At 71.0% G+C, this 24,698-nt stretch carries 15 protein-coding genes; 6 read left to right on the forward strand and 9 right to left on the reverse strand.

Annotated elements, in window-relative coordinates:
• Position 1 precedes the first annotated feature (1 nt).
• The 9 genes from OG223_RS22770 to OG223_RS22810 all read right to left on the reverse strand — a co-directional run bounded on the left by OG223_RS22770 (position 2) and on the right by OG223_RS22810 (position 17,655).
• A complete protein-coding gene (locus OG223_RS22770; RefSeq protein WP_329251592.1) occupies positions 2-1,060 on the reverse strand; it encodes an isocitrate/isopropylmalate dehydrogenase family protein in 1,059 nt (352 codons plus the stop codon).
• Entirely contained in the window at positions 1,057-3,096 is a 2,040-nt protein-coding gene (locus OG223_RS22775; protein ID WP_329251595.1) for an aconitase family protein, read from the reverse strand. Before OG223_RS22775 ends, OG223_RS22770 begins: the two co-directional genes overlap by 4 nt.
• Positions 3,080-4,342 (reverse strand): LeuA family protein, encoded by a 1,263-nt coding sequence (locus OG223_RS22780; RefSeq protein WP_329251598.1) that lies wholly within the window; start codon positions 4,340-4,342, stop codon positions 3,080-3,082. The genes OG223_RS22775 and OG223_RS22780 overlap by 17 nt, the downstream gene beginning before the upstream one ends.
• Positions 4,343-4,413: 71 nt before the next feature.
• Entirely contained in the window at positions 4,414-5,772 is a 1,359-nt protein-coding gene (gene ccrA / locus OG223_RS22785; RefSeq protein WP_329251601.1) for a crotonyl-CoA carboxylase/reductase, read from the reverse strand.
• Positions 5,772-7,106: a crotonyl-CoA carboxylase/reductase gene (gene ccrA, locus OG223_RS22790; protein WP_329251604.1), complete on the reverse strand. Its 1,335-nt coding sequence runs from the start codon at positions 7,104-7,106 to the stop codon at positions 5,772-5,774. The genes ccrA (OG223_RS22785) and ccrA (OG223_RS22790) overlap by 1 nt, the downstream gene beginning before the upstream one ends.
• Positions 7,107-7,161: 55 nt before the next feature.
• Positions 7,162-8,829 carry an acyl-CoA dehydrogenase family protein gene (locus tag OG223_RS22795; RefSeq protein WP_329251607.1) on the reverse strand — a complete coding sequence of 556 codons (1,668 nt, stop codon included), beginning with the start codon at positions 8,827-8,829 and terminating at the stop codon, positions 7,162-7,164.
• Entirely contained in the window at positions 8,826-9,554 is a 729-nt protein-coding gene (locus tag OG223_RS22800) for a thioesterase II family protein (protein WP_329251610.1), read from the reverse strand. The genes OG223_RS22795 and OG223_RS22800 overlap by 4 nt, the downstream gene beginning before the upstream one ends.
• Entirely contained in the window at positions 9,551-16,159 is a 6,609-nt protein-coding gene (locus OG223_RS22805; protein ID WP_329251613.1) for a non-ribosomal peptide synthetase/type I polyketide synthase, read from the reverse strand. The genes OG223_RS22800 and OG223_RS22805 overlap by 4 nt, the downstream gene beginning before the upstream one ends.
• A 122-nt stretch (positions 16,160-16,281) precedes the next feature.
• Positions 16,282-17,655 (reverse strand): MFS transporter, encoded by a 1,374-nt coding sequence (locus OG223_RS22810; protein ID WP_329251616.1) that lies wholly within the window; start codon positions 17,653-17,655, stop codon positions 16,282-16,284.
• 892 nt (positions 17,656-18,547) lie between these two features.
• On the opposite strand from OG223_RS22810, the gene OG223_RS22815 reads away from it, so the two are divergent.
• From OG223_RS22815 to OG223_RS22840, 6 genes are read left to right on the forward strand one after another with little or no spacing between them, the layout of a single operon-like run.
• Positions 18,548-19,261 carry a GHMP family kinase ATP-binding protein gene (locus tag OG223_RS22815; RefSeq protein ID WP_329251619.1) on the forward strand — a complete coding sequence of 238 codons (714 nt, stop codon included), beginning with the start codon at positions 18,548-18,550 and terminating at the stop codon, positions 19,259-19,261.
• Positions 19,254-20,285: a pyridoxal-phosphate dependent enzyme gene (locus tag OG223_RS22820; RefSeq protein WP_329251622.1), complete on the forward strand. Its 1,032-nt coding sequence runs from the start codon at positions 19,254-19,256 to the stop codon at positions 20,283-20,285. The genes OG223_RS22815 and OG223_RS22820 overlap by 8 nt, the downstream gene beginning before the upstream one ends.
• A gap of 1 nt (position 20,286) precedes the next feature.
• Complete coding sequence (locus OG223_RS22825) at positions 20,287-21,528, forward strand: ATP-grasp domain-containing protein (RefSeq protein WP_329251626.1); 1,242 nt, start codon at positions 20,287-20,289, stop codon at positions 21,526-21,528.
• Positions 21,525-22,784: an MFS transporter gene (locus tag OG223_RS22830; RefSeq protein WP_329251629.1), complete on the forward strand. Its 1,260-nt coding sequence runs from the start codon at positions 21,525-21,527 to the stop codon at positions 22,782-22,784. The genes OG223_RS22825 and OG223_RS22830 overlap by 4 nt, the downstream gene beginning before the upstream one ends.
• The gene (locus OG223_RS22835; protein ID WP_329251632.1) at positions 22,781-23,575 is read left to right on the forward strand and encodes an SAM-dependent methyltransferase; all 795 of its coding nucleotides are present in this window, start codon (positions 22,781-22,783) and stop codon (positions 23,573-23,575) included. The genes OG223_RS22830 and OG223_RS22835 overlap by 4 nt, the downstream gene beginning before the upstream one ends.
• Positions 23,572-24,678, forward strand: coding sequence for a PLP-dependent lyase/thiolase (locus OG223_RS22840; RefSeq protein WP_329251635.1), 1,107 nt, complete (start codon positions 23,572-23,574; stop codon positions 24,676-24,678). The genes OG223_RS22835 and OG223_RS22840 overlap by 4 nt, the downstream gene beginning before the upstream one ends.
• Positions 24,679-24,698 lie beyond the last annotated feature (20 nt).

Consider the following 24,698-nt stretch of genomic DNA (forward strand, 5'->3'; position numbering starts at 1 on the left):
CTCACAGCTCTCCTGTCGTCGACGGGCGGATCCGGCGCCGCACGAGTTCGCGCTCCAGCAAGGCCGTCACCTGGTCCATGAAGTCCCGTGTGCTGCCCTTCCCGCCGAGGTCGGGGGTCGCCGCCTCGCTGTCGGCCGCTTCCGTCAGACAGTCGCGGAGCAGCCCGGCGGCGGCGCCGTGGCCGAAGTGGTCGAACATCAGGGCGAGCGACATGGCCGCCGCATACGGATTGGCCGTGCCCTTGCCGACGAGGTCGGGGGCGCTGCCGTGGACGGGTTCGAAGAGCGCGAAGCCGCTCTCCGGGCAGACGCTCGCGCTCGACGCGAGCCCGAGGCCGCCCATCAGGGCCGCGCCGATGTCGCTGATGATGTCGCCGAAGAGGTTCGACGCCAGGATGCCTTCGTACGGCGTCGGATCGCGGACCAGGTTGTAGCAGAACGAGTCCACGTACTCCTCGGAGCCGGTCAGTTCCGGGAATGCCGCCATCTCGCGCCGGAACACGTCCTGCCAGAGCGAGCCGGTGTTCGGCACGGCGTTGGACTTGTGCACCAGGGTCACCTTGCGGCGGCCCTGCTCGCGGAGGCGGCCGAGGCAGAACCGGACGAAGCGCTCGACGACGTCCCGTGTGTACACGCATTCGTCGATCGCCACCGTGACCTCTCCGAACCGGGTGAGCGAACCGCCGACGCCCGCGTAGAGGCCCTGGGTGTTCTCGCGGTACAGGTCGACGACACCGTGCCGGAGCACGAGGGGACGGTGGTTGACGTAGAGGTCGAGCCCCTTGCGGAGGCCGAGCAGGATGTCGCGGCCATGGGCCATGTCCGGGATGCGCGGATCGCCCAGCGCACCGAGGAAGACGGCCCCGTAGTCGCGGGCGAGGTGGCCGAGCGCCCCGGAGGGCAGCCCGACGCCGGTGGCGAGCCACTGGTCGGCTCCCCAGTCGAACACGTCGTAGTCGATGCCGAGGCCGAACGCCTCACTGAGCATCGTCAGGGCGGGCAGGGTCGCCGGGACGACCTCCTGGCCGATCCCGTCTCCGGGGACCACCGCGATTCTCACGGGCGGGCCTCCGAGGAGGCCGAGAAGGGCGCGGACGGCGGATGATCCACCGGAGTCCCCAACAGTTCCTCGACCGAGCTGAGGCGACCGGCGATCGCCGTGGCGGCCACCACGTAGGGCGAGGCCAGATAGACCTGGCCGGGTCCTGAGCGTCCGGGGAAGTTGCGGTTCTGCGCGCTGACGGTGACCTCGGACGGGCTTTCCGAGACGCCCGGCCCGGCGTTGATGCACGCCCCGCAGGAGGGCGGCAGCACCTGCACGCCGACGTCCTCGAACAACACGACGTAGCCGCGCTCGACGGCGTACTTCATGACGGTCTCGCTGCCGACCTGGAGGTACGCCTGCACGCCCTCGGGCACCGACATGCCCCGTGACCGGGCCGGCTCGAAGACGCTCGCGTACATGTCCATGTCGTACGCCTTGCCGCCCGTGCAGGAGCCGCCGTACACCTTGTCGACCTTGACGACGTCGTGGACGGAGGCGAGGGGGACGGCGTTCCTGGGGTCTCCGGGGAGCGCCACCATGGGCTCGACGTCGCCGAGTGCGATGGCGACGACCGCGCTGTACCCGGCGTCCGCGTCCGACGCCAGGGACAGCTCGCCGAGATCCGTGCCGGGGCGCGTGGACAGATGGTCGCGCGTCACCTCGTCCGGTTCGAACAGGGCGGTCATGCCTCCGGCCTCGACCGCCATGTTGCACAGCGTGGCGCGCTCGTCCATGTTCAGCGGGGCGCAGCCGGCACCGGTGAAGAGCAGGACCTTGCCCAGCGTCTGGCTGCCCTCGATCATCGGGTGCGCCAGCAGGGTCAGCATGAGGTCCTTCGCGCACACGCCCTGCCGGAGCCGGCCCCGCAGGTCGATCCGGATGACAGCGGGGACCTTCACCAGGATCTCGCGGTTGTACCAGGCGTTGGCGATGTCGGTCGCGCCCACGCCGAACGCGAAGGCGCCGACGGCGCCGGCCGTGCAGGTGTGGCTGTCGGTGCCGATGATGACGTCGCCCGGGCGGGCGACGTGTTCCACGATGTGGTTGTGACAGATGGCGCGGCTGCCCCCGGTGTCGGACGGACCGATGAAGTGGCCTCCGCCGAGCGCGGCGAACTCCTGTTGCCGGCGGCCGAGGTCGTGGACCCGTTCGATGAGTTCCGGGCCGCGGGGGCGCCGGGTCAGCACCTGCTCGGCCAGCGAGAGATGGTCCTGGAAGAAGTAGCAGGAGTCCGGGTCGGCGAGCGTGGCGTCCGCGCCGAACTGTTGGGTGAACATGCCGGCCGCCATGGGGGTGACGTACTCGTGCGAGAACCTGACGTCGGTCTGGACGAAGTAGGACTCGCCGACCCGCACCCGTGCGTCGTGGGGCAGCCGGTTCCGCGGCGAGAGCCGGCTGTGGATGATCTTCTCCACGATGTTGAGGGGTCCGCCTCCGGCGAAGGCGGGCCGGATCGCGGACCGGGCCGCGTCGCGGTGCGCGCGGTTGAAGCCGAACAGTCCGCCGAGGTCGATGACGGCGCGTTCGATGTCGTTGGCGCTGCGGGTGAACGCCTCCAGCGGGAGCTCCTCCCCGGCCAGGAGGGCGGCGAGGACGTCGAAGTCGTCGCAGGTGACGATGCCGACGTTGCGGCAGTTCTGCTGGTAGATCCGCTCGAAGGACCGGGCGAAGACGAGTTCGGTCCCGGAGTACTTCTCGGCGTACACGGCGTGCTCCCGCGACGAGCCGCTGCCCTTCGCCTCACCGCTGACGATGATCTGCGGGGCGAACGCTTTCACCGCGCCCTCGCCGAAGAGCCGTCCGCGCAGCCCCAGATAGGCGTAGTCGCCGAGCTTGTCGTCGTACCAGTAGCAGCACCAGCCGGGGATGATCTCGTCGGTCGAGATGTTGTTCCGCAGGGGTTCGCGCAACAACTGTTCCGGGGTGAGCGTGCTGGTGCCGGCCAGTTGCGCGGCGAGCGGTTCGGGGTCCTCGGTGAGGATCAGGACGTTGCCGCGGAGCTTGATCGTGCGGTCGGGGCCGTGCCCCGTCGTGTCACCCGGCCGTCGCAATGATCTGCCCTATCTCTTCGTCGGTCAGGGGTGCCCGGCCGGCCTTCGCCCGCTCCAGGACCTTCTTGATCAGGGTGGCGTCGTCGGTGGCGTACCCGTGCCGGGTCAGCCAGTACTTGACGTTGTTCGCGCCCGAGGCCATGTCGATGAGGACCTCCTGCTCACGGCCGAGCAGTCCGGCCGGCACTCCGGCGTACACGCTGTCCTTCAGCTCGGCGCTGCCCTTCTCGTGCGCCTTGAGGATCGCGGACGCGTGCACACCGGCACTGGTCTTGAAGACGTCGCGGCCCAGCGCGGGGTAGTTCTGCGGGATGTCGACACCCAGCACGGGTGCCGCGTACTCGCAGTACCGGCGCAGCGCGCTCAGGTCGTAGGTGTGGCGGCCGTCCAGATGGCAGTTGATCATGAGTTGGTCGAGCGAGGCGTTGCCCGCCCGCTCACCGATGCCCAGGACCGTGCCGTGGACGCGCGCGCAGCCGAGGGCGAGCGCGGTGAGCGAGTTCACCAGGGCCAGTCCCCGGTCGTTGTGCCCGTGCCATTCGAGCTCCACGGGATGCCCGCGGTCGGCGAAGTACCGCTGGGTCCACCGGATCAGGGCTTCGGCGCCGCCCGGCACCGCGGCACCCACCGTGTCGCAGAGGGTCAGCCGCCGGGTTCCCGTCTCCACGGCCACGTCGTAGACGCTGCTCAGTACCTGCGGAGTGCACCGGACCGCGTCCTCCAGTACCAGGACGAACTCCACGTTCCCGCGCCGGCATTCCGCCGCCGATTCGCGGATGGCGCACCGGATCAACTCGATGTCCCAGTCCTCCACGTACTGCCGGATGGGACTGACACCGATGAAGACGTAGGCCTCGACCGCCACCCCGGCCCGTTGGCCCACCTCGCAGATCGCGTTGATGTCGGACGGGTGGGTGCGGCCCGCGTAGCCGGGCGCCAGATCCAGGCCTTCGGCGGCGATGTGCCGGGCGAGTTCGGTGCACTCCCGGGCAGCGGTCGGATCCGAGCCGGGGAAACCCAGGTCGGCGGCGCGGACTCCGGAGCCCGCCATGTGGTTCACGATGGCCAGCTTCTGTTCCAGGGTGGGATTGCGGATGTGCGGCGCCTGAAGGCCGTCCCGTAACGTCTCGTCGAACAGGATCCCGGAGTACCCCGGCTCGGGGGCGGACTCCTCCGCCGCTACGTTGTTCCAGGTGAACCACACGTCCGCCGTCGGTGTCGTGTGCTCGTTCTTCGTCTCGCTCACGGTGATCTCCCGTTGTCTCGTGTGGGGAGGAAGGTGCTCTCCTGCCGGTGGCCACGGCCGGACGGTGCGTGTCACCCGGCGGTGCGGAAGCGGTTGATGGCGTCGATGTGCTGGGCGCGCTTCTCCTCGTCGCGCACACCGAGGCCTTCCTCGGGGGCGAGGCAGAGGACGCCGACCTTGCCCTGGTGGAGGTTGCGGTGGACGTCGTGGGCGGCCTGCCCGGTCTCCTCCAGGGAGTACACCCTGGAGAGGGTGGGGTGGATCTTGCCCTTGGCGACCAGGCGGTTGGCCTCCCAGGCCTCGCGGTAGTTGGCGAAGTGCGAGCCGATGATCCGCTTCAGGGACATCCACAGGTAGCGGTTGTCGTACTCGTGGTTGAAGCCCGACGTGGACGCGCAGGTGACGATCGTGCCGCCCTTGCGGGTGACGTAGACGCTTGCGCCGAAGGTCTCGCGGCCGGGGTGCTCGAAGACGATGTCGACGTCCTCGCCGCCGGTGAGTTCCCGGATCCGCTTGCCGAACCGCTTCCACTCGCGCGGGTCCTGGTGGTGCTCGTCGGCCCAGAACTTGTAGTCCTCGGCGGTGCGGTCGATGATCGCCTCGGCGCCCATCGCCCGGCAGATGTCCGCCTTCTGCGGCGAGGACACGACACAGATCGGGAAGCCGCCCCCGACCAGCGTGAGTTGGGCGGCGTAGGAGCCCAGGCCGCCGCTCGCACCCCAGATCAACACGTTGTCGCCCTGCTTCATGCCGGCGCCGTTGCGGGAGACCAACTGCCGGTAGGCGGTGGAGTTCACCAGGCCGAGGGCGGCCGCCTCCTCCCACGTCAAGTGGCCGGGCTTGGGCATCAGTTGGTTGGACTTGACCAGTGCGATCTCGGCGAGTCCGCCGAAGTTGGTCTCGAAGCCCCAGATCCGCTGCTCGGGGTCGAGCATCGTGTCGTTGTGGCCGTCGCTCGACTCCAGCTCGACGGACAGGCAGTGCGCGACGACCTCGTCACCGGGCTTCCAGGCGTTGACGCCGGGGCCGGTGCGCAGGACGACGCCCGCGAGGTCGGAGCCGATGACGTGGTACGGCAGGTCGTGCCGCTTGGTCAGCTCGCTGAGCCTGCCGTAGCGCTCCAGGAAACCGAAGGTCGACAGCGGCTCGAAGATCGACGACCACACCGTGTTGTAGTTGACCGAGCTCGCCAGCACCGCGACGAGAGCCTCGCCCGGACCGAGCTCCGGGACCGGCACCTCCTCGACGTGCACCGACTTGCGCGGATCCTTGTCCGCGCTGTCCAGGCCCTCGAACATGGGCACGTCGTCGCGATGGAGTGTCGCGGCCCGGTAGGACTCGGGCAGCGGCAGACCGGCCAGGTCACCGGGGGACAGCGGGGACGTCCCGGATCGGGCGGAGTCCAGGACGACCCGCAGGATCGGTTCCATCAACGGCCTCTCGCCGCCGTACGGAACAGATCCAGACGGTCGGTGCCGACGCGTTCACGGGTGGCCGGGTCGGAGATGCCGAGTCCCGGCCCGGGAGCCAGGCACAGGACACCGACCTTGCCGATGTGCCGGTTGGACTGGACGCTGCGCGCGGCCTCGCCCACCTCGTCGAGGCCGTAGACCGTGGAGAGCGGGGGCACGATCCTGCCCTGGCTGATCAGCCGGTTGGTCTCCCACTGCTCCTGCAGGTTGGCGCCGTGGCTGCCGATGATCCGCTTGAGGTTCATCCACAGGTAGCGGTTGTCGAACTGGTGCTGATACCCGGTGCTCGAACCGCAGGTGACGACGGTTCCGCCGCGTCGGGCGAGGAAGACGGAGGCGGGGAAGGTGGCCTGGCCGACGTGCTCGAAGACGATGTGCGGATCCTCGCCCGCTCCCTTGCGGATCGCCTTGCCCATCCGCTTCCAGCCCTCCGGGGTCCGCAGCGAGCCGGGGGCGCCCTGTTCGACCTCGGTACGGTCGATGACGACATCGCAGCCGAGCTTGCGGACGAGCTCCGCCTTCTCCGGGGAACTGACGACACCGACGGACGTGCCCCCACCGTTGCGCACCAACTGCACGGCGTACGCGCCCAGTCCACCGCTGGCGCCCCAGATGAACACCACGTCGCCCTGTTTCATCCGGGCGCCCTTGTCGCTGACGAGCATGCGGTAGGCGGTGGCCGCGCACAGCGGGTTGCACGCCGCCTCCTCCCAGGTCAGATGCGCCGGTTTGGGCAGCAACTGGCTGGCCCGGACGACCGAGTAGTCCGCGAGCCCGCCGAAGTTGGTCTCGAACCCCCACGCGCGGGGATGGTCGCTGAGCATGCTGTCGGCGTGACTGGCCGGCTCCTGGTCGTTGACGTGGGCGGTGGCGACCACTACACGGTCGCCCGCCTGCCATCCGGTGACGGCGGACCCGGTGCGCACGATGACGCCCGCGGCGTCCGAGCCGACCACGTGATGGGGCTGGTCGTGCCGGGTGTGCCAACCGCCTTTCGCGGCAAGGTGCTTGAGGAATCCGAAGGTCGGCAGGGGCTCGAAGGTGGCCGACCAGACGGTGTTGTAGTTGATGGCGCTGGCCATGACGGCGATCAGCACCTCGTCCGGGGCGAGCTCCGGCATCGGGACCGCACCGACGTGCAGGGACTTGCGCACGTCCTTGTCCCGCACGTCGGCGAACATCCCGGTGTCCTCGACCCGCAGGTAGGCGGCGCGGAACCGGTCGGGGACGGCGTGCCGTTGGAGTTCCCGGCCGTCGGCCCCGGACAGCACGGCTTCGGTGAGGCTGGTCATCTGCGTCCTTTACGAGAGAGTCGGACGGTCCCTTCGCGGGGCCGAGGAGCGTCGTTCAGGGGGCGAGAAGGTCGGTCGGCTCCTCGCTCATCCAGGCCTGGGACAGCCGTCGGTAGGCGTCCGGGAGCGGCTGCGAGACCTGTTCCCACAGGCTCGTCAACCGACGTCGTGAGCCGTGGCAGTAGACCGCCGCCAGGTCCTGGGCGTGCGGTTCGTCGTGCTCGCTCCACGCGGCGCGGGCGAGCACCACGGCCATCGTGCACACTTCGGTGGCGATGCGGTTGACGGCGATCAGCGTCTCCTGGCGGAGCAGCAGCTCGGGGGCCGGTGTGCTGCCGGTGAGGTCGGCGCAGACCTCACCGAGCCGTCGTACGTCCTGGAAGAGAGCCGTCAGGTGTTCCTGGTTGGGTTCCGAGAGAGCGCCCGTGTCGGGGGCGGCGGGCACCGGCGGTCCGGTGTGCGGTTCCGGGGCGTCCCGGTAGTACGTGGCGAGCATGCGCGCGGCCAGGACGCGGTCGAGGTTGAAGTCCACGCCGCCGCCGATCCGCAGCCCGCGCAGATCCCGCTGGGCCTGCTCCGCGGGGAAGGCCGTGACCCCGCGGGCCTCCTTGCTGCGCGCGGTCTCGAAGCCCTGGGCTGCCATCAGCGACACCGCGCGGTCCGCCACGCGCCACGCGCTCAGGGAGGTGATGTTCTTCAGCGCGTCCCGTTCCCACTGGGAGCTGGTGGCGTCGGTGCCGATCAGCGCCCGGCGTACCGCGCTGTCCATGGCGAAGACGTCCGCGGCCGACGCGGCGATCATCCGCTGGACGGCCTCGTACGCGGCCAGGGGGCGTCCGTCGACCCGGCGTCCGGCCACGAAGGACCGGGACTGGTCGAGGCAGCGCCGGGCGATGGCCGTCGAGGGGGCGCTGATCAGATAGATCCGGGCCAGGGTGTGCAGTTCCGCGAACGGGGACGCGGTGCGCCACTCCGCGTGCGCGGACACCGTGTGGCCCACCGGGACGAACACGTCGGTCATCCGCAGATGGGCCGAGGGCGCCCCGCGCAACCCCATGTACTCGTGTTCGGCGACCACTTCGAAACCGGGCGCGGGCACCTCGACGAAGAACAGGCCGACCTGACCGCCGCTGTCCTCGACGGTCGCGGTCACGGCGACGAGCCGGGCGAGGGAGCCGTTGCTGATGAACACCTTCTCGCCGCTCAGCAGATAGCCGCGGCCGTCCTCGGTGCGGCGCGCGGTCGCGGACCGGTCCGAGTTCGCGGCGCCCTCGGGTTCGGTGCTGGCGATCGCGGACAGCGAGCCGGCCGCCAGGTGCTTGGCGAGAAGGTCGTGCAACGGGCCCTCGGGCAGGGCGCGCAGATAGGTGCCCGGCCCCATCGAGTTGTGCGCCGACAGCAGCATGCCGACGGCGGGCGAGCGGTGGGCGGCCGCCTCGTAGACCCGGAACGCGCCGTAGTCGGACAGGCCGAGACCGCCGTCCTCGCAGGCAAGGGACATGGCCAGGAATCCGGCGTCGGTGAGCCCGCGGACCAGGCCGTCGGAGAGCCGGCCGCCGGCTTCGAGGTCGGGTGCGTCGAGGTGCTCGTCCAGCACCTTCCCCAGTACGGCCATCGCTTCGTCGGAGGCCCGCCGGTCCTCGGCGGGCTGCCGGGGGACGGAGCGCAGCTCCTCCCAGGGAAGCCGGCCGTGGATGATCTCCCGCAGGATGTTCGACGTCATATCAGCCTCCGCAGCACGTTCATGAAGTCCTGCGGTCGTTCCCGCAGATAGAAATGTCCGCCCGGGATCAACTCCACGGCGCAGTCCGCGCTGGTGTGCCGGCGCCACTCGGGCAGCAGCGGGGTCGCGAGGTCGTCCTCCCCGCCCAGCACGGACAGGGGGAGGTCGAGGGGCGGCTGGGGTTCATGCCTGTACGTCTCGAAGACGGTGAAGTCCGCGCGGTAGGCCGGTACGACGAGTTGCGCCAGCTCCGGGTCCTGGCGCAGTGCGTCGGGCAGGCCGCCGTACCGCTTGTCGATCGCGTCCAGGAGTTCGTCGTCGTCCAGGGTGTGCAGTGGGCTGCGCGGATGGGCCAGGTGGGGTGGCGGGTAGGCGGACACCACGAGCCGCTCGGGCAGCGACCGGCCGGCCACGCGCAGGGCCCGGGCCGTCTCGAAGGAGGTCAGACCGCCGAGGCTGTGCCCGAAGAACACGAAGGGGGCGACGAACTCGGTGGCTCCCAGGATCCCGTCGGTGAACTCCTGGACCGAGGTGACGGGCGCCTCCGTGATCCGCGATCCGCGGCCGGGGGCCTGGATGCCCCACACCTCCACGTCGGGCAGGTCGTCCGCCCAGCGCACGTACTCGCCGGGCGAGCCGCCGCTGTGCGGGAAGCAGTACAGGCGCAGCCGCGCCTGAGGTCGTTTCCGTCGGCAGACCAGCCAGGGCGAGCGGGCGGCCGTCATCGATCACTCTCCGCGACACGTCGGTCCGTCAGTTCGGCCAGGGCTTCGACGGTGGGGTGGACGAAGACCTCGCGGGTCTCCAGGGGGATGTGGAAGGTGTCCCGCAGCCAGGCGGCCAGCCGGGTGGCCAGGACCGAGTCGCCGCCGAGTTCGAAGAGACTGTCGGCCGGTTCGATCTCGTCGAGTCCGAGCAGTTCCCGGAAGGTCCGCGTGATGCGCGATGCGGTCGACGGGCCGGCCGCGGCCTCGTCGTCCGGGGTGGCGGTCCCGCCGTACCGTGTGCCCTCGGTCGTGCTGCCGTCGGCCTCGGGCCGGGGCGCGCGGCCCATCCACGCGTCGGGCATCGAGCGGGCGGCGCCGGCCGGACCGGGTGGGCGGGGCGCCTCGGATTCGGGCGGTTCCACCAGGTAGTGCCGTCGGTACAGCGGATGCCCGGGCAGTTTGACCCGCCGTCCCGGCCGGGTCGGCCGCACCCGGTCCCAGTCGACCGGGGCGCCGGTCAGCCAGAGCCTGCCGAGCGCCTCCAGGGCGACGGCCAGCGAGGAGCTGGGGTCCGTGGGATGCGGCTGGGACTGCACCACGAGCTGGTGCTCGCTCAGCTCGGGGTGCTGCCGGGTCAGCGTGGTCAGGGTCATGCCCGGACCGACCTCCAGGAGGATGCGGTCGGGGTCCTCCAGGAGTGTGGACAGGGCGTCCCCGAAGCGGACCGCCCGGCGCATGTGAGCCGTCCAGTACGACGGGTCGGTCAGCAGTCCGGGCTCCGCCCAGGTGCCGGTCATGTCGGAGACGTAGGGCACCGTGGGCTCGGCGAGACGGATCGCGGCGACCGTCGCGTGGAACTCGTCGAGGATGGACTCCACCAGCGGCGAGTGGCCCGCGCCCGAGATGCGCAGCTTTCGGAAGTCGATCCGCCGGTCCGTCAGGATCTGGGCGAACGCGTCGATGTCGGCCTCGCGTCCGGACACGGTCACCTGTCCGGGACCGTTCACCGCGGCCACTGTGACGGTGTCCGGGAGCAGCGGCAGTATGTCTCGTTCCGGGCGCCGGACAGCCAGCATGGCGCCGGGCTGCACGGTCTGCAGCAGCCGCCCCCGCATGCCGACCAGGCCGACTCCGTCCTCCAGGGAGAACACCCCGGCGGCGCACGCGGCCGCGTAGGCGCCCAGGCTGTGGCCCACGACCGCTCCGGGTTCGATGCCCCAGTGGCGCCAGAGCCGGGCCAGCGCGTACTCGATCACGAAGACCGCCGGCTGGGCGACGGTGATCGAGTTGATCCGTCGCTCCGCCTCCGTCACGGAGTCCGCGTCACGTGTGTCGGGATGGATGAGGGCGCGCAGGTCCAGGCCCAGCTTGTCGAGGGCGGCCTCGCAGGCCTCGTCGACATGGCGCCGGAACTCGGGCAGGTGCTCGTAGAGGTCCCGGGCCATGCCGATGTGCTGGCCTCCCTGCCCCGGGAACATGAACGCCATCGGGCGTTCCCTGGGCGCCGCCGCCGCGGTCTGCACCCGCCGCGGTGTGCGGGCCGCGAGGGTCCGTGCGGCGTCGGCGGTGTCGCCGGCGACCACGAAGCGGCGGTGCGGGTAGGCGCGACGGCCCTGCTGGAGGGTGAACGCCGCGTCGGCCACGGACAGCTCCGGGGCTTCGGCCAGCCGCTCGGCGGTCGCCGTCGTCAGGTCCTCCAGGGCGGCCTCGGTCCGGGCCGACAGCGGCAGCAGCTCGGGCCCGCCGGGGGCGGGGGCGGACGACGGTGCCGCGGGCGGCTCGTCGATCACGACGTGCACGTTGGTGCCGCCGATGCCCAGCGCGGTGACCCCGGCCCGCCGGACGCCCCCGGGCTCCTTCCACTCGCGCAGCTCCGTGTTGACCACGAACGGGCCGGCGCCGAAGTCGATCTGCGGGTTCGGCTTCTCGAAGTTGAGGCTGGGCGGGATCTCCCCCCTCTCCACGGCGAGGACGGCCTTGATGAACCCGACGACACCGGCGGCCGAATCCGTGTGCCCGATGTTCGTCTTGACCGAGCCGATGTAGCAGAACCCGCGCTTGTCGGTGCCGGCCCGGAAGGCCCGGGTGAGCCCCGCCACCTCGATCGGGTCGCCCAGCGGGGTCCCGGTTCCGTGGGTCTCGACGTAGCCGACCGAGTCCGGCTCGATGCCCGCCGCCAGGTGCGCGGCCCGTACGACCTGTGCCTGGCCCTCGATGCTCGGGGCGGTGAAGCCGATTTTCGCTCCGGCGTCGTTGTTGATGGCCGAGCCGCGTATCACGGCATGGATGTGGTCACCGGCGGCCAGCGCGTCCGACAGTCGTTTGAGGACCACTACGGCGGCGGCACTGCCGCCCACGATCCCCGTGGCGCCGGCGTCGAACGCCCGGACGTGCCCCTCCTGCGCGAACGGTCCGCCCTCGCTGTAGCGGACCGGAAGCAGTGGCAGCCGGATGCCCGCCCCGCCGGCGAGGGCCACGTCGCAGTCGCCGGACTTGAGGGCCTGGGCGGCGAGATGGATGGCGGTCAGCGAGGTGGAACAGGCGGTGGCCACGGTCACCGCGGGGCCGCTCAGCCCGAGCTTGTGGGCGGGCCGCGTGGTCAGATGGTCGGCCCCCGCGGCGAGCCGGAACTCCCAGTCGTCGGCGAAGGGCAGCAGGGCCCGCTGGGCGCGCAGCACGGAGTAGTACGTCGTCATGCTGCCGCCGGCGAAGATGCCGACGGCCGGGCCGTCCGGGCGCGGGACCAGTCCGGCGTCCTCCAGCGCGGTGTGCACGACCTCCAGGAAGACCCGCTGCTGCGGATCGATGAGGAGGGCGTCGCGCGGCGAGTAGCCGAAGAACTCGGCGTCGAACTCCGCGGCGGACTCCAGCAGTCCGAAGGCGGTCAGTCCTTCTCCGTCGGGGCCGACCGGGCCCAGCGGGGTGATGGACTCGACGCCCGCCCGGAGGTTCTCCCAGAACGCGTCGACGTCGGGGGCGCCGGGGAACCGGCCGGCCATGCCGACCACCGCGATCGGCTCCGCCGCGGCCGGCCCGCGCTCGCCCCTGTCCCGGGCCCCGGCGCGCGGTGCCGCGGCCGGTGTACCGCTGAGGTGGGCGGCGAGGGAAGACACCGTCGGGAACTCGAACAGGGTCATCAGCGGGACCGACACCCCGAGTTCCGTCTCCAGCCTGTGGTGTACCTGGGTGAGCAGCAGGGAGTGCCCGCCCAGGTCGAAGAAGTTCTCCTCCAGTCCGACCCCGGGCAGTTGAAGGACGTCGCACCAGATGGCGGCGATGCCGCGTTCGAGGGTGTCGGCGGGCAGCCCTGCCGCCGGTGCGGCCGGCTGTCCGCCGGGTTCGGGCAGCCTCGCGGTGTCGACCTTGCCGTTGAGGGTGAGCGGCAGCTCGGGCACCACCACGAACCAGGTGGGCACCATGTACTCCGGCAGACTGCGGGCCGCGTGCCGGCGCAGCAGGTCGCGGTCGAGTGCGGCCCCCGTGTCCTGGGGGACCACGTAGGCGACCAGTTGGTGCTGGGCCGAGCCGGCCGAGGACTCCGGTGCCCGGGGAGTACGGACCGTGACGTGGGTGTCGCGCACCAGGTCGTGGGCCCGCAGCACGGAGGCGATCTCACCGAGCTCGATGCGGTACCCCCGTACCTTCACCTGTTCGTCGAGCCGTCCGATGAACTCGATCTCGCCGTCGGCACGGAATCTGGCCAGGTCGCCGGTCCGGTACATGCGGGCACCGGGGACGGAGGAGAACGGGTCCGGTGCGAAGCGTTCCGTGGTCGGCTCCGGGCGCCCCAGGTAGCCCCGGGCCACGCCGCGGCCGCCGATGTGGAGCTCGCCGACGACTCCGGCGGGTACCGGTCGGTGCCCTGTGTCCACCACGTAGGCGGCGACCCCGTCGATGGGCCGGCCGATCGAGGGCTCGCCGTGCACCTCGCCCTCGGCGGCGACCGTTCCGGTGGTGGTGAGCACGGTCGTCTCGGTGGGGCCGTACACGTTGATCAGAGGGAACGGGGTTCCAGGGCGCGGCCGGGCGGTCAACCGCTCGCCGCCGGTGACCATCAGCCGCAAGGTGGTCGCGGCGTCCCACGGCCGACCCAGCAGGGGCGTGGCCAGGGTGACCGGCAGCGTGGTGAGGGTGATGGAGCGCTCCGCCATCCACCGCTGGTAGTCGGCCGCCACGAGCAGCACGGCCCGGTCCGGGAAGTGCAGGGTGGCGCCGACCGCCAGGGACGGCCAGATCTCCAGTTGGGTGGCGTCGAACCCGGGGGAGAAGACACAGGTCGCGTTGTCGTCCTCGTCGAGGCCGTGCTCCCGTACGTACCAGGAGACGAGGTTGCTCAGCCCGCGATGCGGTACTTCCACGCCCTTGGGCCGTCCGGTCGAGCCGGAGGTGAACATGATGTACGCGATGTCGTCGGCGGAGACGTCCACCGGGTCCGGGACGGCGTCGGCGGCCGTGTCGTCGCCCTCGGACGGGCGGACCGTCAGACAGGTCAGGCCCGGGAACCGGGTCCGCCCCTGGTCGTCGGTGATCACCACGAGGGCGTCGGCGTCCTGGGCCATCGCCTCCGCGCGGGCCGGTGGATGCCCGGTGTCGATCGGCAGGAACGCGGCTCCGGTCCTGAGCACCGCCAGCTCGGAGATCACCAGGTCGGGTCCCTGCGGCAGACAGATCCCGACGACGGTCCCGGTGCGCGCCCCGGCCTCGCGCAGCCGGCCGGCGAGTGAGCCGGCCTCCCGCTCCAGCTCGCCGTAGGTCACCGAGCGGTCCCCCTGGACCAGCGCGGCCTTGCCTGGGTCCGTCCGGGCGCGCAGTTCGACGCGGCGGTGGACCGGCAGGAACACCTCCCCGTGCGGGTCGTCGCCCACGGCCGCGGGGACGCTCCACTCGTGCAGGATCCGCCGCACCTCCTCGTCGTCGGCCAGCCGGAGCCGGCTCACCGGGGTCGCGGGTTCGGCCAGGGCGTGGGCCAGCATCTGGAGGAAGGCCGCGGCCATGCCCTCGACGGTCGCGGCGTCGAACAGGTCCGCGTTGTACTCCCAGATCAGGGTGATGCCGTCGGCCGGCAGGCCGTTCGCCGTGGTGGCGTCGGCGCGGGTCCGGGCGCGGGGGGCCACGATGAGGCCGAGGTCGGATTTCGAGGTCCCGTTGAACGGTTCGGCGATGACCGACTCGGTGTCGCCGAACCGCGGCCCCCGACTGCTGTCGTCGTGCACGGTGATCATGGTCTGGAACAGCGGTGTGTGGGCCGCCGTCCGGGAGATGCCGAGGTCGTCGATGAGGACGGGGAGCGGGCAGGCCTGGTGGGCGGCGGCGTCCAGCACGGTCTCCCGGGCCTGCCCGAGCAGCGCCTCGAAGGTCGTGTCGTCGGAGAACCGGGTCCGCAGGGCGGCGGTGTTCATGACCAGCCCGACCAGCTCCTGCTCCTCCCGGGTGCCCCGGTTGGCGAGCGGGCTGCCGACGCAGAGGTCGGTGTCGCCGCTGTAGCGGTGGAGGATCCCGGCGAAGCACGCGTACAGCACCATGAAGCTGCTGACACCCTGTGCGCGGCAGACCGAGTCCAGGGCGGGCATCAGCGCGGCCGGCACCTCGCTCGCCACCCGGCCGCCCCGATGCGACCGCACGGCCGGCCGGGGTCTGTCGGTCGGCAGGCCGAGCAGCCCGGACACGCCTGCCAACTGCTCGCGCCAGTAGGCCTGGTGCTCCCGCATGGCGGGGGATTCCAGCGCCTGCCGCTGGCTTCGGGCGTACGCCCGGTACGACGGGGCGGGGGTCTCGGCCCGGGGCCCCGCACCTCGCAGCCGGGCGTTGTAGAACTCCTCGACCTGCCGGAGCAGCAGGGAGAACGACCAACTGTCGTGCACGATGTGGTGGGCCGTGGCCAGCAGTTCGTGCTCCTGCGGGCCCAGGGTGAAGGCCGTCCAGCGTTCCAGCGGGAGTTCCGAGAGCACGAACGGCCGGGCGAGTTCCTCCCCGATCAGCCGCGCCAGTTCCTCCTCCCGCTCGGCGGCGGGCAGGCCGGACAGGTCCACTCGCCCGACCCGCACCGGGCCGGGCGGACGGACGACCGGCATGGGCCGGCCGTGCTCCTCCCGGTACGTGGTGCGCAGGATCTCGTGCCGGGCATGCGCCTCGGTCAACGCCTGTTCCAGCAGGTCGAGATCGAGCTCGCCGCGCACCCGGATCGTCCGCGAGCTGTTGTACACGGGGTCCTGTGCGGAGAGCCTGTGCAGGAACCACATCTGTTCCTCGTTGACCGACACCGGGGCGTCCGGCGCGGGGCGGCCCGGCAGGGGACCGTCCGCCGAGGAGCCACCCGCCGCGGCCGATTCCGGCCGGTCCGCCGGGGCCGCGTCCCGCGTTCCGGCCGCGGCCTGCCGGACCGCTTCCACCAGCTCACGCAGGGTGGGATGGACGAAGATGTCACGCACCGGAAGGTCGACGCCGAACCGTTCCCGGACGCGGGTGACGATCTGGGCGGCCAGCAGGGAGTCGCCCCCCAGTTCGAAGAAGCTGTCGTCCCTGCCGATCAGCTCCAGGGCCAGCACTTCCCGCCAGATCGCGTTCAGTTCCTCCTCGGCGGTGGCGGCTGGCTGCGGTACGTTCTCGTCCTCGATCGAGTGCACACAAATCTCCGTGATCTGGGTGATACCGCCCTGGTCGGCGCGCGACGCTCAGGCGGATGGGGACGCAAGTGCGGGTGGAGGCGCCAGTTCGAGTGGGGTGAGAGCGGGGATCCGGTGGCGGATCAGTCGGCCGCCGGCAGGTCGGTCCGAGCCGGCGACACACCCTGGACGGTGCCGGAACGTCCGGTCCCGGACAGGCGGGCCGTGGCGGTGAGCACCAGGAGGGCCAGCACCGTGATGCCGCTCCCGGTCAGCACCAGGCCGGTCATGGACCCGTTCCCCAGGGCGAGTCCTCCGACGGCGCCGCCGATCGCCGCCCCCAGGTAGGAGGAGGAACTGTTCAGCGACAGCGCGACGGTGGGAGCCTGGCTGTCCAGCCCCGCGATGCGGTGGTTCTGGGCGGTGGGAAGTGCCCAGCAGGCGACGCTGATCACGGCGAGGACCAGCCCGAACAGGGCGCGGCTCGGGAGGGAGCCGCTCGGTTCGGGCAGGGTGAGCACCGCCATGGCGATCAGACCGGCCAGCAGGACCGCCGTGGCCGTGCGGTAGGCGCGCAGACCACCGACGGCGTCGGCGGCGCGACCGCCGAGGGCACTGCCCAGTACGGCGGCGACGCCCCACACCAGCAGGAACGCGCTGACTCCGCCGGATCCGACCCGCGTGGTCGTGGTGGTGAGAGGGGCGATGTACGTGAAGACGGTGAACACCCCGGCACAGGCCAGGGAGTTCGACAGCAGGGCCGTCAGGACACCGGGATGGCCCGCGACCCGGAGCCGTTCGCGGACGGTGACCGCCGGCGGGGTCGGGACCTGGGGCAGGGCCACGGCCAGGACGACCGCCGACAGTGCCGCCAGAGCGGCCACCAGGACGAGCGTCGTACGCCAGCCGCCCATGCTCCCGACCAGGGTTCCGATCGGCACGCCGAGCGCGGTGGCCGCGGACATGCCTCCCGCCACCAGGGCGATCGCGCGGCCGCGCCGTTCCTCCGGCGTGATGCCGACCGTGATGGCGATGCCGCACGGGATGTACAGCCCGGCCCCCAGCGCCGCGAGCACCCTGGAGAGCATGAGCACGGGATAGTCGGGCGCGACGGCCCCCAGCGCGTTGGCCGCCACGAAGGTGACCATGGCGATCAGCAGCAGCCGCTTCCGGCGCAGAGCACCGGTGACCGCGGCGAGCACCGGCGCGCTCAACGCGTAGACAAGAGCGAAGACGCTGACGAGCTGGCCGGCACCGGACCGTGTGACCCGCAGGTCCGCCGCTATGTCTTCGAGAAGGCCATTGATAACAAAACTGTCAGTACCGATGCTGAAGGCACCCATACTGAGCGCGAGTAAGAGTGTCAGGTTCGACCTGGCAGATAACACTGCACTGGATACCCATCTGTGTGAACTATGCAGAGGTCTCAGTGGGTGATTTTCGGCAAACCGCTGATAATCCCGTACGGCAGACCGCTGAGAATCCCGTACGACGGGCTCGATTCGCCCGAGTCGCATATCAGGGTGCGCTGCCGCTTGGCGCTGCTCGCTCGCTCTTTGGACCTCAGGTCCGCCCCCACAAAATCGAACACGGGAGAACGTAACCGATCCGGCTCGACTCAGTCAACAGTAAAACGAATGACCTATACCGGCCAGTCGGTTCGGTATACCGGGTGACGTGTTCTGGCCGAAAACATGCGCTTTCGACCTGGATGGATCACGGCCTGACCTGCATGGACAGAGGATCTCCGCACGTGATTCCGAAGTAATGGCGCGGCACTTTCATCCTCGCTTTGGCCAGATCTCGCATCTCCGCCACGCCGCGCGCGCACCGACGGACTCGACCATCGTTCGTCACCCCCTCCTCGCCACTTCCGTGCGATTTCGACCGGCCGGCCCACAACGGCATTCCCCTGTATCGCCGCCCGCGTTCCCAGCCCCGTCGATTTCATGCGTGAAGAATTTATGATGATCCCGATCCGGTGCGCAACCGGCATTCTTGAATAAAGTAGGCGAACTGCGCGTGCGGGTGCGAATCGCCCAATATTATTGCCTTGACAGGTCTGACGCGTCTCTGCCTAACTTCTTTCGGCGGCTCGGACGGGGTGCAGCAAAGCCGCCAGGTCGACGGCGGTCGAGCTCCGCCGATTCGACCTGTGAGGTGCCGCGAATCGCGAATTCATTCCCGTTCGGTCATGCGGCCTCCAGGAAATCTCGGAAATTCGGAAAGGTGGAGGAAGTGCTTGTCGCGCATGCGGCGGCACATGGATCCCTCGGTGAGTTATGGCAGGGGCCGGTGCCGTACAACGGGGGCTCTCGTATTGGCCTCGTGACCCTTCCGGTGGCACGTCACAGCTACGCGAGCTACCACCTGGAGCCGGCCCCGGACGATCGCGACGGAGCCCCTCCGGTGGAACGCCTCACGGAGAAGAGACGAGCCACGCTCAAGTGCTACACGCGTATACACGACGTCGAGTTACCCGCCGGCCGCTGGGAGTTCAGCTCCGACCTGCCCGTCGGCAAGGGCATGTCCAGCTCGACCGCCGACATCCTCGCCCTCATCAGATGCCTCGACTGCCTGTTCGACCACAAGGGCGACCCGGAGACCACCCGGAAGATCCTCACCACGATCGAACGGTCGGACGCGATTCACGCCGACCGGTACACGCTGTATCTCAGCGGCGCCCATGTCTTCGTCCGGGACTACCCGTCGACCGTCGCCTTCAACGTCTGCTACGCGTACGCCGAGCACGAGGTGCGCACCGAGGACTTCCCCGAGACCGACCTGCTGCGCCACTACCGGGACTCGGCGAGTGACTACGCGCACTCGCTGCGCCGGCTCGACGAGGCCCTGACCGCGCAGGACGGGCTCGCGATGGCCCGGGAGGCGACCCGGTCGGCCGAGCTGGCGCAGGACTACCTCCCGAGCGGACTGGTCGCGGACCTGCTCCGGGACCACTGGGACCTGGGGGGCGTGGGTGTCGTCCGGGCGCACACCGGCACGGTCGTCGGCCTGCTGTCGACCGCCGACTTCGACGCGACCACCCGAGCCGATCTGTGCAGGTACTTCCTGCTCCGGGGCTACAAGTGCTACTTCACGAGAGCGGGGTACCCCCTTGTTTGACCACATCGCCGACGCGCTCGCCCAGCCCCACCTGATACGCCTGCGCCCCGGCCTGTACACGCTGCGGTTCGAGTCCATGAAGGTGATCTCCGCGCTCGGTGCGGTGGAGCGGCTCATGGCCGACGGCGTGATCCACCCGGGCGACACCCTGGTCGACAGCTCCAGCGGCGTCTACGCGCACGCACTGGCCCTGGCCTGCCAGAAGTACGGCTTCCACTGCCACATCATCGCCTCCCCCATCGTCGACGCCGCCCTGCGGGCCCAACTCCAGGTCCTGGGCGCCACGGTGGACCAGCCGGACGCCACGGACGACGCCAAGCTGGACCAGGGCGGCCGGGTGCGGAAGGTGCTCGAATACGTCGAGCGGAACCCCGGCGCCCACTGGATGCGCCAGTACCACGACCAGATCCACTACCACGGCTACGAAGACGCGGCCAAGAGCATGATGAAGCAGCTCGACGTCCCCGAGCTGGTCCTCGTCGGCGGAGTGGGATCGGGCGCCTCGACGGGCGGACTCGCCACGGCCCTGCGCCGCCACGGCGTCGACGCCCGCCTCCTCGGGATCCAGCCCTTCGGGAGCGTCTCCTTCGCGAGCCAGGACGTCGAGGACCCCGAGTTCCTCATCGCCGGCCTCGGCAGCGGAATCCACTTCGGCAACATCGACTACGACGCCTACGACGACATCCACTGGATCGACTTCACCTACGCGAGGTCGGGCAGCATCGAACTCCTCCGGGAACACGGCGTGTTCGCCGGCCTGTCGAGCGGCGCCGCGTACGCGGTGGCGACCTGGCAGGCGTCCGGGCACGGCTTCGACGACCGGCACCCCGTCGTCTTCGTGACGCCCGACACCGGCCACCGCTATGTGCACACCGTGTTCGAGAACCCCGACTCGGCCGTCGTACGCGACACCGACCACTACCCGCTCGTCGTGACCGAACCCGTGGAGCTCAGGCTGCCGTGGTGCAGGACCGACTGGAAACGCCACGGTGTCAACTTCCCCCAGCCGAAGAGCGAGTTCTGACGTGGCCAAGGTCGTCATGCTGGAGGCGCTGGCCTACGGACTGGACCGGCTCACCGAAGCGGCCCGGCGGCACGGGACCGAGCTCGTCCTGCTGACGTTCGACCGCGGCTACTACAGCCGGCAGCTCGCCGGCAACGACCACCTGCGGGTCGTGGACGCCGACACCTTCGACATCGACGCGGTGCGCACCGCGCTCGACGCCCTGGGCGACGTGTCCGGCCTGATCTCCAACACGGACACCTGGGCGCGGACGGCGGAGACACTGGCCGAGGAACGCGGCTTCCCCAACGTGCTGCGCAACGTGGACCGGCTGCGCGACAAGGTGTGGGTGCGCACCCGCGTCGCCGAGGCGGGACTGAGCACCGGCAGCCCCGTACGGGGTTCCGACTGGGCGGCCCTCGCCGCCGCCGGACGCCTGCCCGCCGCACCCGCGCTGCACATCGTCAAGGACGCGGAGGGCACGGGCAGCAAGCACGTCCGGCTCGCGGACCGGAGCGAGTCCGTCGCCGACGCGATCGAGGAACTGCGCGGGCAGGGCGTCCCCGCCGAGCGCATCACCGTGGAGCCCTACGCCTGCGGCCCCCTCTACAGCGCCGAGACCTGCACCACGGAGTCCGGCACGGCACTCCTCGGCATCAACAGCCGTACCGTCTCGGAGCTGCCGCAGTTCCGCGAGTTGGACCTGACGTTCCCGATCGGCAGGGGCAGCCGCTGGGAGGCGGACATCGCGGACTGGGTCTCCCGGGTGCTGGCCGGCGTCGGCCGCGGCACCGGTTTCTCCCACGTCGAATTCGTGGACACGGCGGACGGACCCCAACTGGTCGAGGTCAACCCGCGGTTGGGCGGCGGCAGGATCGGCGAGGGGATCCTCGAGGCCGGCGGCGTCGACCCGTTCGAGCTGCTCCTGCTCCAGGCGACGGAGCCACACCTCGACTCCCGGCACCTGGCGGCCGTCGCGCGGGAACCCGTGACCGGCGGCTTCGCCCAGGTGCTGAAGTACGCCTCGCAGACCGGGAAGCTCGGCGAGGTCTCCGGCGCCGAGGACCTCGCGAGGTTCCCCGGCGACATCGAGTGGCATCCGCTCAAGGACTCCGCCTCCCTGATCGAGAGCGTGGCCGACCAGCGGGCCTGCTACGGCTTTCTCACCGCCCGGGGGCCGTCGCCCGAGATCGCGCTGCACCGGGCCCACGCCGCCGCCCGGCACCTGAGGGTCGCCGGGCCCGGACCGTCCGGACCACGATGAGACGCTCGTCGGGCCTGTCGTTGCCGCCCTGGTGCGGTGGACCCGTGCGGGTCCTGCTCGTCGCCGCGTTCGTCTCCAGCGTCGGGGTCTTCCTGGTCGTGCCGTACCTCGGCATCTATCTGCGCGACACCGCCGGCCTCTCCTCGGCGACCGTCGGCCTGCTGCTGGGGCTCACCTACTGGGGCACGCGGGTCTCCGGCCTGGCCGCCGGAGCGCTCGCCCACCGGTGGGGCATGCGCCGCGTGATGGTGCTGGGCAACCTGCTGCGGGTGGCCGGCTATGTGCTGCTGCTCGGCGACTCCCTCGCACAGATCACCTGCGCGGTGCTGCTCATCGGCACCGGGGCCGGCGTGTTCTTCCCCGTGGCCAAGGCGTACCTGCTGCGGGTGGTGGACGAGGAGCACCAGCTCAAGGCCATCGCCGCGCGCAACATGTGCGCCAACACGGGCGTCGCGCTGGGCCCGCTCGTCGGGATGCTGGTGTTCGTGCAGGGGCCGCAGGGGCTGTTCCTGCTCGCCGCCGCGGCCTTCGGCGCCCTCAACGTCCTGCTGCTGCGTCTGCCGATACGCCAGGACGGCGACGGGCCGGCCCCGGCGTACTGGCGCAACGCTGCGGCCTTGGCCCTCCGGCGGCCCGTCGTCCTGGTGACCGCGGCGACCACTCTGCTGGGCGTCGCCGTCGTCCAGTTGGAGAGCACGTTCCCCCTCCTCGTCTCGCGCGGGCCCTCGACCTGGCTCGCCGGCGCCCTGTTCCTGATCAACGCGCTGCTGGTCATCGTGGTGCAGCCGCCCGTGATGAAGGCCGTCGCGGGCGGCGGCGTCCGCACCGTCTTCGTGACGGGGTTCGCCCTCTTCGCCGCCAGTTTCGTCCTGTTGTCGGCTCCCGGGTCCCTGTGGCCCGTGTGGCTGGTGGCGGTCGGCGTCTTCAGCGTGGCGGAGGTGGGCGTGAGCCTGTGGATCGACGACCGCGTCAGAGCCCTGGGAGCGGACGACGCCACCACCATCTACGGCCTGTCCGGGGTCGGTGACGCGTGCGGAGGCCTGGCCGGGGCCCTGCTGGGCGCCTCACTGATCGGTGGCGCGCACTCGTCCCCGGACGTCTGGAACGGCTACTGGGCCCTGGCCCCGATGCTGATGGCCGCCGTCCTCGCCCTCGGCCCCCTCCTGCCCGCCGCACCCCGGACCGGCCGATCCCGGCCCACCCGGCAAGCGGGCCGTTCACCGGATCCGAGCACCAAGGGAGATGCACCGCGATGACTGTCACCGTCCTCGGGATCGGCTACGGCGCCGACGTCACCACGGCCACGGCCGCCGCGCTCGCCGAAGCCGACGTGCTGATCGGGCACGAGGTCTTCCTGAGCAGCGTCAGGCATCTCGCCCGGCCGGACGCCGAGTGCTTCGACGTCCTGGAGCGGGCGACGCCCGACGAGGACGTGTTCGCCGTCCGCACCAGGGTCGCCGCCGAACGCTCCGCCGCCGGCGCGAAGGTCGTCATCGTCTCGGGCGGCGACCCGGGGCTGCTCGGCATGGCCGGTCCCGCACTGCACCACCTCAACCGGACCGGTGACCCGGCCCTGGCGGACGTACGCGTCCTGCCGGGTCTGTCCGCCTGGCAGTACGTCTCCGCCGAACTCGGCGCCCCCTTCAACGGCGGGGTCACCGTGCTGTCGCTGTGCCTGTACAGCCACAGCGAGGAACGGATCGCCCGCCAGATCCGCGGGGCCGCGCTGTCCGGCCTGGGCACGGTCGTCTACATGCTCCGCCACAACGGCGAGCAGCACCCCGAGCTCTTCCCCACCGCCGAGCCCGCCGCCGGGATCTCCCGCCGCCGCTTCACCCTGCTCAGGGACACCTACCTCGCACAACGCCCCGCGGACACACCCACCTACCTGCTGGAGGGGCTCGGTCGCACCGAGGGGCACACCCGCCTCGGCGCCCCGCTCGCCGACGCGCTCGACCTCTACGAGAAGTCGGGTCCCGAGTCGGTGTGGTGCCTGCCCGGCGAGGAGTACGAGCAGGGCGGCGGACTGATATGGGGGACCACATGACGACCCCTCCCCACCACCCCACGCGGTCCCCGTACCTGGAAGGACTGCGCTGCATCCAGTGCGACGAGCGGCACCCGGTCGCGGACCGTCCGCGGGGCTGCCCCTCGTGCGCGGCCCGCGGACGGAACTCCAACCTCTTCTGCGTGTACGCGGACGCCGCCCCCGCGGACCAGCGGTACCCCTACCTGGAGGTGCCCGCCCTGGGCCAGGGGGAGACACCGATGCTGCCGGTGGACGGTCAGCCGAACGTGTGGGTCAAGAACGAGGCGGCGAACCCGACCGGCTCGCACAAGGACCGCTTCTCGGCGTTCGCCACGGCACACGCCCGTGCCTGCGGATACCGCGGCGTGGTCATCGGCTCCTCGGGCAACGCCGGTCTCTCCATGGCCGCCTACGCCGCGGCCGCGGGCCTGCGCTGCACGGTGGCCGGCTTCGACTCGCTTCCCGACCGGGTGCGGAGCTACCTGACCGGTTTCGGCGCGGAGGTGCGGACCTTCGCCACGGACCGGGAGCGCGTCGCCCTGGTGGAGGAACTGGCCGCGGCGCCGGACACCCTGGCCGTCTCCAACATCACGCACCCGGTCGTCGGGAGCAGTTGCTTCGGCATCGAGGGCTACAAGCGGATCTCCTGGGAGATCGCGGACCGGGCGCCCGAGCCGGTGCGGCACGTGATCCTGCCCTCCAGCCGGGGGGATCTCGCCTGGGGTGTCCACCGCGGCTTCGCGGAAGTCGCCGAACAGCGGGGCCTGCCGGTCCCGCGACTGCACCTCGTCGAGCCGTATCCCCGGCTCTCCGCGGTGCTCGACGGAGCCTCCCTCACCGACAGGTTCCCCGGGGACTTCGGGCGGCTGTCCTCCATCGCCGGCGACGGCACGACCGTACAGGCGCATCGGGCCGTCACCCGCTCCAAGGGCTCCGCGGTGGTGGTGTCCGACGCGGTCGCCGACGAGTGGTTCTCGCGGCTGTGCCGTCGAGGACACGTCTGGGAGCGCAGCAGCGCCACGGTCTTCGCGGCCCTGGACACACTGCGCGCACGGGGGCGACTGACGGAGGGAGAGCCGACCGTCCTCATCGCCACATCGCACCTTTTCAAGGGCTTCTAGCCGGTCCAAGGGCTTCCAGC

The organism is Streptomyces sp. NBC_01478 (assembly GCF_036227225.1).
Taxonomy (GTDB): Bacteria; Actinomycetota; Actinomycetes; order Streptomycetales; family Streptomycetaceae; genus Streptomyces.

Coding starts and splice junctions, on each gene's coding strand:
- ccrA (WP_329251601.1), bottom strand. CDS start 5,772: ATGGAACCGATCCTGCGGGTCGTCCTGGACTCCGCCCGATCCGGGACG.
- ccrA (WP_329251604.1), bottom strand. CDS start 7,106: ATGACCAGCCTCACCGAAGCCGTGCTGTCCGGGGCCGACGGCCGGGAA.
- OG223_RS22795 (WP_329251607.1), bottom strand. CDS start 8,829: ATGACGTCGAACATCCTGCGGGAGATCATCCACGGCCGGCTTCCCTGG.
- OG223_RS22800 (WP_329251610.1), bottom strand. CDS start 9,554: ATGACGGCCGCCCGCTCGCCCTGGCTGGTCTGCCGACGGAAACGACCT.
- OG223_RS22810 (WP_329251616.1), bottom strand. CDS start 17,655: ATGCGACTCGGGCGAATCGAGCCCGTCGTACGGGATTCTCAGCGGTCT.
- OG223_RS22830 (WP_329251629.1), top strand. CDS start 21,525: ATGAGACGCTCGTCGGGCCTGTCGTTGCCGCCCTGGTGCGGTGGACCC.
- OG223_RS22835 (WP_329251632.1), top strand. CDS start 22,781: ATGACTGTCACCGTCCTCGGGATCGGCTACGGCGCCGACGTCACCACG.
- OG223_RS22840 (WP_329251635.1), top strand. CDS start 23,572: ATGACGACCCCTCCCCACCACCCCACGCGGTCCCCGTACCTGGAAGGA.